Source organism: Mycolicibacterium chlorophenolicum (assembly GCF_001044235.1).
GTDB lineage: Bacteria > Actinomycetota > Actinomycetes > Mycobacteriales > Mycobacteriaceae > Mycobacterium > Mycobacterium chlorophenolicum.
Map to the genome: position 1 here is coordinate 301,028 of NZ_JYNL01000069.1, position 13,176 is coordinate 314,203.

Genomic DNA, 13,176 nt, shown 5'->3' on the forward strand with positions numbered 1-13,176 from the left:
CAACCCCCATCAACAACACGAACAGGGAGCCCATGGCCGACAACGCCGTCGACAACACCGAGTACCGCATCGAGCACGACACCATGGGCGAGGTGAAGGTGCCCAAGAACGCGCTGTGGCGGGCCCAGACCCAGCGCGCGGTGGAGAACTTCCCGATCTCGTTCCGGCCGTTGGAGCGCACCCAGATCCGCGCGCTCGGCCTGCTCAAGGGCGCCTGCGCCCAGGTGAACAAGGACCTGGGCCTGCTGGCGCCGGAGAAGGCCGACGCGATCATCGCCGCGGCCGCCGAGATCGCCGACGGACAGCACGACGACCAGTTCCCGATCGACGTGTTCCAGACCGGCTCCGGCACCAGCTCGAACATGAACACCAACGAGGTCATCGCATCGATCGCGGCGGCGAACGGGGTGACGGTGCACCCGAACGACGACGTCAACATGTCGCAGAGCTCGAACGACACGTTCCCCACCGCCACGCACATCGCGGCGACCGAAGCCGCAGTGCGCCATCTGATTCCGGCTCTGGAGGTGCTGCACGAATCGCTGGAGGCCAAGGCCCGCCAGTGGCGCACCACCGTCAAGTCCGGCCGCACCCACCTGATGGACGCCGTGCCGGTGACGCTCGGGCAGGAGTTCGGCGGGTACGCCCGCCAGATCCAGGCCGGCATAGAAAGGGTGCGCGGGTCACTTCCAAGGCTCGGTGAGCTCGCGATCGGCGGTACCGCGGTGGGCACCGGCCTCAACGCCCCCGACGGGTTCGGCGCCAAGGTCGTCGAGGTGCTGGTCGACCAGACCGGGATCGCCGAGTTGCGCACGGCTGTGGACAGTTTCGAGGCTCAGGCCGCCCGCGACGGGCTGGTCGAGGCGTCGGGCGCGCTGAAGACGATCGCGGTGTCGCTGACCAAGATCGCCAACGACATCCGCTGGATGGGGTCGGGTCCGCTGACCGGGCTGGGCGAGCTGCAGCTGCCCGACCTGCAGCCGGGCAGCTCGATCATGCCGGGCAAGGTCAACCCCGTCATCCCCGAGGCCGTCACGCAGGTGGCCGCGCAGGTGATCGGCAACGACGCGGCCGTCACCGTCGGCGGCCTGTCCGGCGCTTTCGAACTCAACGTCTACATCCCGATGATGGCGCGCAACGTCCTCGAGTCGTTCACGCTGCTGTCGAACGTGTCGAAGCTGTTCGCCGCCAAGTGCATCGACGGGTTGGTGGCTAACGACGCGCACCTGCGCGAGCTGGCCGAGTCGTCGCCGTCGATCGTGACGCCGCTGAACTCGGCGATCGGCTACGAGGAGGCCGCGAAGGTCGCCAAGGAAGCACTCAAGGAACGCAAGACGATCCGCCAGACCGTCATCGACCGCGGTCTGATCGGCGACAAGCTCTCCGAGGAGGAGCTGGACCGCCGGCTGGACGTGCTGAAGATGGCCAAGGTGCACGACGGGCGCTGACGGCGACGAATCAGTCGAATCGCCTGACGAATCGCGGCGGTGGGCAGAAGATAAGGGCCACACCCTGTTCCAGGCTTTCCCAGGAGGCGATGTTGCCTGCCGACCGCGATTCTGCAGCGCTCGTGACCACGGCGACCAGCCAACCCGCATTGACGACGGGTTTCGTCATGCTCGGACTGGCGTCTCTGCTCGACCTTTCGACAGGCAGGCGCGCCTGGGGCGCCGACCGCGTGCTCGCGGTGTCCGGGGCCGCCGCCGCCGGGTGGTACCTGATGGAGGAACGCCGCAGGCAGTAGCGGTTACGCGCCGTTGGTGGGGCCGCCCGAGTTCTGGTCCGGGATGTCGGTGATCGGGAAATTCGGCATCGGCGCGGGAGACGGCGTGTCCGGCAGCGGCGGGATCTGGTCGGCCGGGATGTCGACGAGCTCGTTGACCGGCGGACCGTTCTCGCGACTGCCGTAGAGACTGCCCGGCGCGCGCGGGCCGAGCATGCGGCTGACGGTCACCAGGTGATAGCCGTTGGCCTTGAGCACCGGGATGAACTGGGACACCAGATCCACCGTCGAGGAGTAGGTGTCGTGCAGCAGCACCACCGAGTTCGGCTTGATCTGGCTCATCAGCAGCGCGCGGGTCGCGGCGGTGTTGCTGTCGTTGGCCCAGTCGAACGGGATCACGTCCCAGTTGATGTCGGCCAGCCCCTGCCGGCCGGCCTCGGCGAGCACCGCGTCGTTGACCAGCCCGCCGGCGGTGCGCGACAGCGTGGGGCGCTGACCGGTGGCGGCCTGGATCGCGTCGATGCCCTTGCTGAACTGGGCGGCGATGTCCTGCGGCGGGATCGTCGTCATGTTCGGGTGTTCCCACGTGTGGGTGCCGATCTCCATGCCGGCGTCGGCGATCCGCTGGGCCCCGGCCGGGTTGGCGGCCACCTTGTTGCCGATCAGGAAGAACGTCGCCTCGGCGTTGTTGGCGCGCAGCACCGACAGCAGGCGGTCGGTGAACGGGCTGGGCCCGTCGTCGAACGTCAGCGCCACGCACTTGACCTGTGCGCAGTTCACGTCGTCGGCGTTGGCCGGCCGCACGTGCCCGGTCAGGCCGCCGACCACCAGCACCGCCACGGCGGCGGCGACGCCGAGCACCGTCCTGGTGTAACGCCAGGTCAGGCTGTCGGGACGGGTACGCACGGGGGCAGCTTACCCACCCACCCTGCGAATCGGGCGCGCGCAACGACGCTCAGCGTCGGTGCCCGCGCCCGATTCGCGTCACGGCAGGGCGCCGGGGCTGATCTCCTCCAGCATCTCGGTGACCAGCGCCGCGATCGGTGAGCGCTCGCTGCGCAGCAGCGTGATGTGCGCGAACAGCGGGTGGCCCTTGAGCTTCTCGATCACCGCGGCGACGCCGTCATGCCGGCCGACGCGCAGGTTGTCCCGCTGGGCGACGTCGTGGGTGAGCACCACCCGCGAGCCGCTGCCCAGCCGGGACAGCACGGTCAGCAGCACGTTGCGCTCCAGCGACTGTGCCTCGTCGACGATCACGAAGGAGTCGTGCAGCGAGCGGCCGCGGATGTGGGTCAGCGGCAGCACCTCGAGCATGCCGCGCGAGAGCACCTCCTCGAGCACCGCCGGGGAGGCCAGCCCCTCGAGGGTGTCGAAGACGGCCTGCGCCCACGGGCCCATCTTGTCGCTCTCGCTGCCCGGCAGGTAGCCCAGATCCTGGCCGCCGACCGCGTACAGCGGCCGGAACACCACGACCTTGCGCTGGGTGCGGCGCTCCAGCACCGCCTCCAGGCCGGCGCACAGCGCCAGCGCGGACTTGCCGGTGCCGGCCTTGCCGCCCAGCGACACGATGCCGACGGACTCGTCGAGCAGCAGATCCAGGGCGACACGCTGTTCGGCTGACCTTCCCCGGAGGCCGAACACCTCCCTGTCACCGCGGACCAGCTGCACCCGCTTGTCGGGATTGACCCGGCCCAGTGCGTGAGAGTTACTGCCCAGCAACCGGATTCCGGTGTGACAGGGCAGATCCCGGGCGGCCTGCAGGTCGATCTCGCCGTCGGCGAACAAGGCGTCGACGTCCTCGGAGCCCACCTCGAGCTCGGCCATCCCGGTCCAGCCCGACGTGATCACGTCCTGGGCGTGGTACTCGTCGGCGAGCAGCCCGACGGCCCCGGCCTTGACGCGCAGCGGGATGTCCTTGCTGACCAGCGTCACCCGCTTGCCCTCGGCGGCCAGGTTCGCGGCGACGGTCAGGATGCGGGCGTCGTTGCTGTCGGTGCGGAAGCCCGCGGGCAGCACGGTCGGATCGCTGTGGTTGAGCTCGACGTGGAGCGTACCGCCTTGTGTCCCAACGGGAATGGGTTGATCGAGGCGGCCGTGCTCCAGGCGTAGATCATCGAACATCCGTAGTGCCTGGCGCGCGAACCAGCCGAGTTCATGATGGTGCCGCTTGGCCTCGAGTTCGCTGATCACCACCAGCGGAACCACGACCTCGTGCTCGGCGAACCTCGTGATGGCCCAGGGATCGGACAACAACACAGAGGTGTCGAGCACGTAGGTGCGGACGGGAGAATCGGTCACGTAGCGCTCCTCGAGGCTGCGCGAGTTCGCGGTGCCCCACGCGAACATCTCGGTGGACACGAGCGCGGCCGAAAGGACCGGGGCCGGCCCTTTCGTCGAAACGAATTCGGACCGCCCGGATAGCAGAGCATGTCGCTAGCCATCGAAAACGACGCTACTCCCGGTGCAGCATCCGCGCCTCGCAGGCGCGCCGGGACGAAACGGCGTGCCGGTTACGAGCTCGTGAACTCCGCGAACCGTGGTTCGTCGGTGAGTCCCCATGCCGCGAGCGAGTCGGCGACGGCGGAGCGCAGCGCGGCACGGTCGAAGATGCCGGCCTCCGCGACGGTGGCCACCTTGTCGGCGTAGGCGTCGATGTCGGCGCCGACGAGGTCGAGCGCGGCGGCGCGGGTGGCGATCGCCTCGACGGTCTCCTGCCGCGAGGAGCTCACACAGTGGGCGACCACGTTGGTGAAGAACTCGGCGTGGCGTTCCTCGTCGCTCGCGATCCGACCGACCAGCCCGCGCAGCACCGGCTCGTCGATCTGGGCGGCCAGGTTGCGGCAGAACACGGCATGGCTGCGCTCCCACATCGCCATGAAGGCCAGCGTCTCGAGCTGGCTGTAGGTGTCGGCGCGGTAGCCCTTCATGACATGGGCGACACGGACGTCCTCGTTCGCGACCGGATCCACCTCGCGGGTGACCACCAGGTAGTTGCGCAGCGCGATCGCGTGCAGGTGCTCCTCGGCGGTCCAGCGGCCCAGCCACCGGCCCCACTTGTCCTCGAGGATGAAGTGCTCGACCAGCTCGCGGTGGTACCCGGCGAGGTTGTCCTTGGTGATCAGCAGGATCTCGAGGGCGTCGGTGACCTTCTTGGGCAGCGTCACATCCGAGGCGTCCCAGTCCCGGCCACCGAGGAAGGCGAAGTTCTCGCCCTGGTCGAACGGCACGTAGTCGTGCGCGAACCAGGCGTCCTCGGTGTCGAGGTGGCGCCGTAGCTGCTCCAGGACGACGGGCTCGAGCTCGAGGGTCAACGCATCAGCGACAGGTTTCTGTGCCATGCGGTTACATTAACCCAATTCTGTGGGGATCGTAAAATTCCCGCGCCGTGTCGCTAGAGGGTCAGACCCGGGTACAACGGGTTGGCGTCGAGCAGTTCGGCGGCGGCGGATTTCACCCGCTCCGCGGTCCCGTCGGCCAGCGTGTACTTGGCCTTCGACGGGCCGTTGGGCCCGGCTGCGGGCTGGGTGTTGGACAGCACGTCGACGACGAGCTCGGCGACCCGGTCGAAGTCGTCGGCGCCGAACCCGCGGGTGGTCAGCGCCGGCGTGCCGAACCGGATGCCGCTGGTGTACCACGCGCCGTTCGGGTCGGCCGGGATCGCGTTGCGGTTGGTGACGATGCCGGAGTCCAGCAGTGCCGACTCGGCCTGCCTGCCGGTGAGCCCGAACGACGTCACATCGAGCAGCACCAGGTGGTTGTCCGTGCCGCCGGTGACGAGAGATGCGTCCCGCTTGACGAACCCGTCGGCCAGCGTCTGGGCGTTGTCGGCGACGGCTTGGGCGTAGGTGCGGAACTCGGGCCGGCGGGCCTCGGCCAGCGCGACGGCCTTGGCGGCCATCACGTGCGAGAGCGGTCCGCCGAGCACCATCGGGCAACCCTTGTCGACCGCGGGCGCGTACTCCTCGGTGGCCAGCACCAGCCCGCCGCGCGGGCCCCGCAGCGACTTGTGCGTCGTCGTCGTCACGACGTGCGCGTGCGGCACCGGGTCTTCGTCACCGGTGAACACCTTGCCCGCCACCAGGCCGGCGAAGTGCGCCATGTCGACCATGAAGGTGGCGCCCACCTCGTCGGCGATCTCGCGCATCTTGGCGAAGTTGACCCGGCGCGGATACGCCGAATAGCCGGCCACCAGGATCAGCGGCTTGAACTCGCGCACCGCGGCGGCGACAGCGTCGTAGTCGATGAACCCGGTCTCCGGATTCGTCCCGTACTGGCGCTGGTGGAACATCTTGCCGGAGATGTTGGGCCGGAAACCGTGCGTCAGATGACCGCCGGTGTCCAGCGACATCCCCATCAGCCGCTGGTTGCCCAGCTTGGCGCGCAACGTCTCCCAGTCCGCCTCGGACAGGTCGTTGATGTGCTTGGCGCCGAACTCGGCCAGGCCCGGTGTCTCCACCCGGGTGGCCAGGATCGCCCAGTAGGCGACCAGGTTGGCGTCGATGCCCGAGTGCGGCTGCGCGTAGGCGTACGGGGCGCCGAACAGCTCGCGGGCGTGCTCGGCGGCCAGCGCCTCGACCGTGTCGACGTTCTGGCAGGCGGCATAGAACCGGTGCCCGATGGTGCCCTCGGCGTACTTGTCGGAGAACCAGGTGCCCATCGTCAGCAGCACGGCCGGCGACGCGTAATTCTCGCTGGCGATCAACTTCAGCGAATGACGTTGATCGTCAAGCTCTTTGCGGGTGGCCTCGGCGATGCGGGGTTCCACGCTCTCGATCACCCGCAGCGCGGCCCGGTAGGCCTCGCTGGCGGTGTCGGCGTACTCGGCGCCCTGGCCAGAGGTGGTGACGGACTCGGCGGTCATGCCCACGAGAGTAGTCCGCGACGGGCGCCCCCGAGAAACCACATCGGGCGTTTCAGGCGGCCCGCAGCGACGACGGGATCAGCGGTTCGTCCAGCAGTGTGGTGAAGCGATCGGTCAGCGTCACGCCGTCGGGGCGGTCGTCGAGCCAGCCGCGCAGCAGCCGGTAACCCTCGACGTAGGTGCTGGTGTACGCCCGCCACAGCGGCGAGGACAGGAACCGCAGCATCTGCCGGGCGCGTTCGTCGCCGACCAGCAGCCACCGCTTGAGGAAGTCGACGACGTCGTCGACGTCGCGGTGCTCGTCGTGCAGCATCAGCGCGGCGTCCTGGCGGACGTCGGCGAGCGCGGCCGTCGCCTCCGAGATCGTCTCCGCCCGTGCGCCGTCGAACCGCAGCCCCAGATCGGCGTAGATGTCGGCGGCCCAGCTCCCCCAGCCCGGCCCGACGGCGGCATACAGCGCCAGGTCGGCCAGCCCCTCGGCCATCAGGCACTGCGGCGTGTTGACCAGGAAGATCGTCTGCTCCGCCTGCCCCTTGCCCTCGACCAGTCCTGCCTCTTTGCGGCAGTGCTCGGTGTGGTGCCCGGGATAGGACTCGTGGGCCACCAGCCGCGGCAGATTGGACATCTGCTGTTTCAGATCGGCGTTGACGGCGACCGTGGACCGGTAGTCGCCGAGGTAGTAGTTGAACCCCGACCACGGCTTGTCGGTCACCACCTCGTAGGTGATGGTCTCGCGGTCGGGCAGCGGGAACGTCGCGCGGACGCGGTCGCGCAGCGCGGAGGAGAACGCACCGATGGCCTCCTCGAGCCGCGCCGGCGGGATCTCCTCGGCCACCCGGTGCGCCCCGATCCGCTCGGCGAGCGGTCCCGTGCCGCCGAGCGCGTCGTCGAGCTTGGCGTGGGCCTCCCGGTAGCGCTCCGGGTCGCCCTTGGTGATCCGGACGTCGAAGTAGGCCTCGACCTCGTCGACGAAACCGACGTCCTCGCCGGCGAACTTTCGGGCCGCGCACTCCAGCGCGCGCAGGTGTGCACCCACGAACGCGGCGCGGTCGCCGTCGAGTCCGGCGGGCAGCTCGCTCAGCAACCGGCGTGCCTCACGGGCCAGCCCGGCCGGATCGGGCGCGGGCTCGTCGGCGACCGCACGCCGCAGTGCCGGGTCGCCGGTGAAGGAGTCGACGTAGCCCTCTTCGATGCGGTCGAACCGCAGCCCGAGCATCAGGTAGTCGCGGATCAGGGGCGCAGAACCAGTACCGGCGTCCATACCCACCACGCTAACTGCAAGACTGGGGCCATGGCGCGGCTGAGCGAACCCAGCCCCTACGTGGAGTTCGACCGAAGTCAGTGGCAGGCACTTCGGATGTCGACGCCGCTCAAGCTGACCGAGGACGAGCTGGTCAGGCTGCGCGGCCTCGGCGAGAAGATCGACCTCCTCGAGGTCGAAGAGGTCTACCTGCCACTGGCCCGGCTGATCCATCTGCAGGTCGCCGCCCGGCAGGCGCTGTTCTCCACCACCGCGGACTTCCTCGGGGAGCCGCAGCAGAACCCGGACCGGCCGGTGCCGTTCGTGATCGGGGTGGCCGGCAGTGTCGCGGTCGGCAAGTCGACGACCGCGCGTGTGCTGCAGGCGCTGCTGGCGCGCTGGGAACACCACCCCCGGGTCGACCTCGTCACCACCGACGGCTTCCTGTACCCCAACGCCGAGCTCTCCCGCCGGAACCTCATGCACCGCAAGGGTTTTCCGGAGAGTTACGACCGCAGGGCGCTGATGCGCTTCGTCACCGCGGTCAAGTCGGGTGCCGACGCGGCGTGCGCCCCGGTCTACTCACATCTGCTCTACGACATCGTGCCCAGCGAGAAGCAGATCATCACGCACCCGGACATCCTGATCCTCGAGGGACTCAACGTGCTGCAGACCGGGCCGGCGCTGATGGTCTCGGACCTGTTCGACTTCTCGGTGTACGTCGACGCCCGCATCGAGGACATCGAGGAGTGGTACATCTCCCGGTTCCTGTCGATGCGGGCCGGCGCCTTCGCCGACCCGGCATCGCACTTCCATCACTACTCCACGCTGACCGACGAGCAGGCCGTGTTCGCCGCCCGCGACATCTGGCATTCGATCAACCGGCCGAACCTGATCGAGAACATCCTGCCGACGCGGCCGCGGGCCACGCTGGTGTTGCGCAAGGACGCCGACCACTCCATCAACCGGCTGCGGCTGCGCAAGCTCTAGATCCGTCGCACGCCCTGGTACTGCAGCTCGGCCATCACCAGCGTGTAGACCCCGGTGCCGAGGACCAGCACCACGCCGGTCGTGGTCAGCGGGAACACGTCGGCCAGCACCAGCACCACGGAGGCGACGCTGAACAGCAGGTTGCCGACGGCGATCACCAGACCCGACGTGCGGATCGCCGGGCGCGACGCGAGCACCAGCACCGCGGCCGCGAACACGACGAAGAAGGCGCCGGTTGCGTACTCGAACGCCGCGGTGGTGCCCGAGATCTCGGCGACCCGGGGCGCGAAGATCAGCAGCGCGATGCCGGTCAACCCGCTGAGCACGGCGTCGGCCCGCATCGCGAAGCGCAGCAGGGAGTCGGTGGAGGTGTTGAGGCGGGACGTGAGTGCAGCGGTCATGACGGTTCCTTTCTGGGTGGGGACATTCGGATCGACCGGTGCCGGAGTCGACGCCGTGACCTCTCCCGACGGCGACTCCGGACCGGCTCATGCGGGGGTCACGCCAACCGGCGCACCCCGAGGTACTGCAGCCACGACAGCCCGACGGTGGCTGCGGTGAATCCGAGCGCGGCGGCGACGCCGGCGTGGGTCAGCGGCAGCGCGCCGCTCACCAGCACGACGGCCACGGCGGCGGTGAAGGCGACGTTGCCGGCGAGCACCGCGACGCCGACCCGGCGGATACCGGCCAGCCGCGCCGCGCTGTAGAGCGCCGCGCCGTAGGCGACGAGCGCGGCTCCTCCGAGCCAGGCGGCGGTGGCGGTGAGCCCGATCAGGCGGCCCAGCGGGTCGGCGGCCATCGCGACGAACAGGCCGAGGCCGGCGCACATCGTCGCGTCGGCGCGCAACGCGACGCGCAGCAACTGGTCCTGCGACGGGGTGACCCCGGCGGGGCGGTGGGTGACGGCGGTCATGTCACTCAGGGTTCGCAGATGCCGCTGCCAGATCGACACCGGTTACTGCCAACTGCTGCCAACCGCAGGTCAGCGGGGTCAGCGGGCGGCGACCAGGCTGCTCTTGAGGTCGGTGGCGATGACGCGCGCGGCGGCGTTCTGCCAGTTGTGCAGGGAGCGCTGCGGCACCTCGGTGACCAGCCACTGCCACGCCTGGCGCGCCACCGGGTCCAGGCCGGCGGCGGTGGCGTTCTGGGCGTAGGCCCGCACACCCACGACGTACGGGAAGTACAGCGCGTTGTAGTGGCGCCACTGTTCGGTGGTGCCGAAGTCGGCGCCGTCGCGGGGCTTGAGGGCGGCGATCCGCTCGGCGAGCAGCGCGCGCAGTTCGTTCGCCCGTTCGAGTGGCTGATCGGGGGCGCCGCGGCGAGCCAACCGGTCGTCGATGATCGGCAGGGCCGTCAGCGGACTGGCGACCAGCTTGGACAGATCGGAGTAGTGCCCGAGGGCGCGGCGGGTGACCCGTACGAACGTCTCCTCGTCCATCCCGTCCAGCGGGCCCGCGGCGCGCAGCGGCAGGGCGGCCTCGGTGCTGCGCAGCGCGGCGCGTTCGGCCCGCAGATCCGGCGAGCGGGAGAACGCGAGCCGGTCGAGCAGCCCGGCCAGCGGGTCGGCCAGCACGTTGACCGCGATCGCCACGGCCAGGCTGGTGAACAGCAGCACCGCCAGCGTGGTGGTCTGTCCGGAGACGGCCAGCCCGATCAGCACCTGCCCGCCGAACAGCGCCGCCACCACCGTCGTCCCGATGAACGAGCGCAGCATGTCGTTGCGCAGCGCCTGACCTTCGTCGAACGCGTCCCCCATCGCGACCGCGACGCCGAGCAGCGCGACGTCGAAGCCGGTGGACGCCAACGCCAGCCAGCTCGGGACCAGGCCGAGCGGGATGACCAGGATCGCGTTGCCGAGCGCGAAGAAGAGCGTGGCCACGACGACGAAGCCGACGACCGGGCGGGGCTGGTTGCGGCGCACGATCGCGTACACCATGGCGCCCAGCGCGGGCACCGAGACCGCGGCGAACAGCACCCAGTGGCCCAGCCGCAGCGGACCCTCCACACCGCCGGCCATCGCGGCGCCGCTGAACGCGACGACCGCGGCGGCGCCGACCAGCGCCGCCTCGCCGGCCCGGCTGCGCCACGAGTCCCGCGGCCGCGACAACTCGAGCAGCACCGCGAACCAGGCGATGCCGGGCACTGCGACCAGATAGACCTCGACACGGCCGAGCGCGTCGATGCCGCCGGTGGTGCGGACGGCGTCCAGCGCCACCACGACGGCGAAGCTGGTCAGCCCGACGGCGGCGAGCACCAGCACGGTCTTGCGCGGGTCACGGGCGAGCAGGTACAGCCCCAGCCACCAGCTCAGTGCGAACACCAGAGCGGACAGGCCGATCACGACCGGTGTCCTCTACAGCCCGTAACGCCGGTGCCGGGCGCTGTAGTCGCGCAGGGCCCGCAGGAAGTCGACCCGCCGGAACTCCGGCCAGTACGCCTCGGTGAACCACATCTCCGAATACGCGCTCTGCCAGAGCAGGAAGCCAGAGAGCCGCTGCTCGCCGGAGGTGCGGATCACCAGATCGGGATCGGGCTGGCCGGAGGTGTACAGGTTCTCCGAGATGGCCTCGGCGGTCACCGCTTCGATCAGCTGATCGCCGGTGGCGCCGTTGGCGAGCTCCTTGGACAGCAGCGCGCGCACCGCGTCGACGATCTCCTGGCGGCCGCCGTAGCCGACGGCGACGTTGACGTGGAACGCCCCGCCGTTGCCGTCGGTGGACTGCACGGCCTCGCGCAGCCGCCGGGCCGGCTCCTCGCCGATCAGCTCGAGGTCGCCGACCGTGCGCACGCTCCACTGGTTGGCCGGAGCGCAGATCTCCTCGACGACGTCGGTGATGATCTCGATCAGCGACGCCAACTCGTCTGGGTCGCGCTGCAGGTTCTCGGTCGACAGCAGGTACACCGTCGCCATCTCGATGCCGGCGTCGGCGCACCAGCGCAGCATCTCGGCGATCTTGTGGGCGCCGGCGCGGTAGCCGTAGGCGACGTCGTCGTGACCGAGTTCACGTGCCCAGCGGCGGTTCCCGTCGCACAGCACGGCGATATGCCGGGGAAGCTCGGATTTCTGCCGGGAGAGCCCCTGACGCAGCCGCATCTCGTAGAGCCGGTAAGCCGGTTCCTTGAGCCGCCGCGGAATGAGGTCCACGAGGATCCAGACTACTGTGGCCCACGGAAACCCCAAGCCGGTCAGCGGAGGTGACATGCCCACGTCTGTCGATCCTCGGAACACGGAGGACGAATCGCGGGGAGCCGAAGACCTGCCCGAGGCCGTCGCCGACGGCGTCACCCAGTTCCTGGGCAAGCCGCGGCTGCGGGGGTGGATCCACGTGTACTCCGCGGCCGTGGCGGTGATCTGCGGCGCCACGCTGGTGGCGGTGTCGTGGTCGCTGCAGTCGACGCGGGCGGGCGTCGCGACGCTGATCTACACGCTGACCATCGTCGCGATGTTCACCGTCAGCGCCGTCTACCACCGGGTGAACTGGACGTCCCCCACCGCGCGCAAGTGGATGAAGCGTGCCGACCACTCGATGATCTTCATCTTCATCGCCGGCAGCTACACACCGTTCGCGGTGCTCGCCCTGCCGGAACGCAGCGGCGAGGTGCTGCTGTGGATCGTCTGGGGCGGCGCGCTGGCCGGGGTGCTGCTCAAGATGTTCTGGCCGTCCGCGCCGCGGTGGGTCGGGACGCCGTTGTACATCCTGCTGGGGTGGGTCGCGGCGTGGTTCATCGGACCGATCATGCAGGGCGCCGGCGTGGCGGCGGTGGTGCTGCTGATCGTCGGCGGTGCTCTGTACTCCATCGGCGGGGTGCTGTACGCGCTGAAGTGGCCGAACCCGTGGCCGACGACGTTCGGCCACCACGAGTTCTTCCACGCGTGCACGGCCGTCGCGGCGATCTGCCACTACATCGCGATGTGGTTCGCCGTCTTCTGAGTGATTTCGGCGTGGCTGGTCGCGCTCAGCGCACCTCAGCACGCCGAATTCGCTACAGCGGGGTGATGTTCTGCGGGCCCCAGTAGGCCTTCATCGACGTGATCTTGCCGTCGCCGTCGAACGTCATCACCTCGATGGGCTCGATGCGCATCGCGCCGCCCACCGTGATCGCGAACACGAACGCGGCCTCGTGCCCGCCCGCCCGGAACGTCAGCAGCTCGGTGGTGATCTCGTGATCGCCTTCCATGCCCTTGTAGAAGCCGGCGATGGCGTGCCGCCCGATGTGCACCTCGCCGCCGCCGACCGGATCCTCCAGCGTGGCGTCCTCGGTGTAGAGCGCGGCGACCTCGTCGGCGGTGCCGCCGGCGACCGTGTCGAGGTAGCGCTGGACGAAACCTTGCAAGACGTCGGGCTCGAAGCTCATGAGCGG

Annotated in this window: 14 protein-coding genes; 4 read left to right on the plus strand and 10 right to left on the minus strand. The window is 69.6% G+C overall.

Translation table 11 applies throughout. The features are described from left to right. Window positions 1-32: 32 nt before the first annotated feature. Both MCHLDSM_RS31250 and MCHLDSM_RS31255 read left to right on the plus strand, forming a co-directional pair. Entirely contained in the window at window positions 33-1,448 is a 1,416-nt protein-coding gene (locus MCHLDSM_RS31250) for a class II fumarate hydratase (RefSeq protein WP_048473636.1), read from the plus strand. Window positions 1,449-1,570: 122 nt separating this feature from the next. After that, window positions 1,571-1,744, plus strand: coding sequence for a hypothetical protein (locus tag MCHLDSM_RS31255; RefSeq protein WP_318280451.1), 174 nt, complete (start codon window positions 1,571-1,573; stop codon window positions 1,742-1,744). 3 nt (window positions 1,745-1,747) lie between these two features. On the opposite strand, the gene MCHLDSM_RS31260 is transcribed toward MCHLDSM_RS31255, so the two are convergent. The 5 genes from MCHLDSM_RS31260 to MCHLDSM_RS31280 all read right to left on the minus strand — a co-directional run bounded on the left by MCHLDSM_RS31260 (window position 1,748) and on the right by MCHLDSM_RS31280 (window position 7,845). Then, the gene (locus tag MCHLDSM_RS31260) at window positions 1,748-2,629 is read right to left on the minus strand and encodes a polysaccharide deacetylase family protein (protein ID WP_048473637.1); all 882 of its coding nucleotides are present in this window, start codon (window positions 2,627-2,629) and stop codon (window positions 1,748-1,750) included. 78 nt (window positions 2,630-2,707) lie between these two features. Next, window positions 2,708-4,021 (minus strand): RNA 5'-3' helicase PhoH2, encoded by a 1,314-nt coding sequence (locus tag MCHLDSM_RS31265; RefSeq protein ID WP_048419990.1) that lies wholly within the window; start codon window positions 4,019-4,021, stop codon window positions 2,708-2,710. 212 nt (window positions 4,022-4,233) lie between these two features. After that, on the minus strand, window positions 4,234-5,061 hold the full coding sequence (locus tag MCHLDSM_RS31270) for an acyl-ACP desaturase (RefSeq protein WP_048473638.1): 828 nt from the start codon (window positions 5,059-5,061) through the stop codon (window positions 4,234-4,236). A gap of 53 nt (window positions 5,062-5,114) precedes the next feature. Beyond that, window positions 5,115-6,584, minus strand: coding sequence for a glycine hydroxymethyltransferase (locus MCHLDSM_RS31275; RefSeq protein WP_048473639.1), 1,470 nt, complete (start codon window positions 6,582-6,584; stop codon window positions 5,115-5,117). Between the two features lie 52 nt (window positions 6,585-6,636). After that, window positions 6,637-7,845 carry a hypothetical protein gene (locus MCHLDSM_RS31280; protein ID WP_048473640.1) on the minus strand — a complete coding sequence of 403 codons (1,209 nt, stop codon included), beginning with the start codon at window positions 7,843-7,845 and terminating at the stop codon, window positions 6,637-6,639. A gap of 30 nt (window positions 7,846-7,875) precedes the next feature. Between MCHLDSM_RS31280 and coaA the strand changes: the two genes are divergently transcribed. After that, window positions 7,876-8,814, plus strand: coding sequence for a type I pantothenate kinase (gene coaA, locus MCHLDSM_RS31285; protein WP_048473641.1), 939 nt, complete (start codon window positions 7,876-7,878; stop codon window positions 8,812-8,814). On the opposite strand, the gene MCHLDSM_RS31290 is transcribed toward coaA, so the two are convergent. The 4 genes from MCHLDSM_RS31290 to MCHLDSM_RS31305 form a co-directional block, all read right to left on the minus strand. Beyond that, complete coding sequence (locus MCHLDSM_RS31290; protein WP_048473642.1) at window positions 8,811-9,215, minus strand: hypothetical protein; 405 nt, start codon at window positions 9,213-9,215, stop codon at window positions 8,811-8,813. The genes coaA and MCHLDSM_RS31290 overlap by 4 nt on opposite strands. A 98-nt stretch (window positions 9,216-9,313) precedes the next feature. After that, the gene (locus tag MCHLDSM_RS31295; RefSeq protein WP_048474130.1) at window positions 9,314-9,727 is read right to left on the minus strand and encodes a hypothetical protein; all 414 of its coding nucleotides are present in this window, start codon (window positions 9,725-9,727) and stop codon (window positions 9,314-9,316) included. Window positions 9,728-9,805: 78 nt separating this feature from the next. Then, window positions 9,806-11,155, minus strand: coding sequence for a hypothetical protein (locus MCHLDSM_RS31300; RefSeq protein ID WP_048473643.1), 1,350 nt, complete (start codon window positions 11,153-11,155; stop codon window positions 9,806-9,808). Between the two features lie 12 nt (window positions 11,156-11,167). Next, window positions 11,168-11,959, minus strand: a complete 792-nt coding sequence (locus MCHLDSM_RS31305; protein WP_048474131.1) for a (2Z,6E)-farnesyl diphosphate synthase — start codon at window positions 11,957-11,959, stop codon at window positions 11,168-11,170. A 55-nt stretch (window positions 11,960-12,014) separates the two neighbouring features. Here MCHLDSM_RS31305 and trhA point away from each other — a divergent pair, with 55 nt between their 5' ends. Continuing rightward, window positions 12,015-12,746, plus strand: coding sequence for a PAQR family membrane homeostasis protein TrhA (gene trhA / locus MCHLDSM_RS31310; RefSeq protein WP_048473644.1), 732 nt, complete (start codon window positions 12,015-12,017; stop codon window positions 12,744-12,746). A 52-nt stretch (window positions 12,747-12,798) separates the two neighbouring features. Here trhA and MCHLDSM_RS31315 read toward each other — a convergent pair whose 3' ends face one another. Then, a complete protein-coding gene (locus tag MCHLDSM_RS31315; RefSeq protein WP_048474132.1) occupies window positions 12,799-13,170 on the minus strand; it encodes a nuclear transport factor 2 family protein in 372 nt (123 codons plus the stop codon). Window positions 13,171-13,176: the final 6 nt, after the last annotated feature.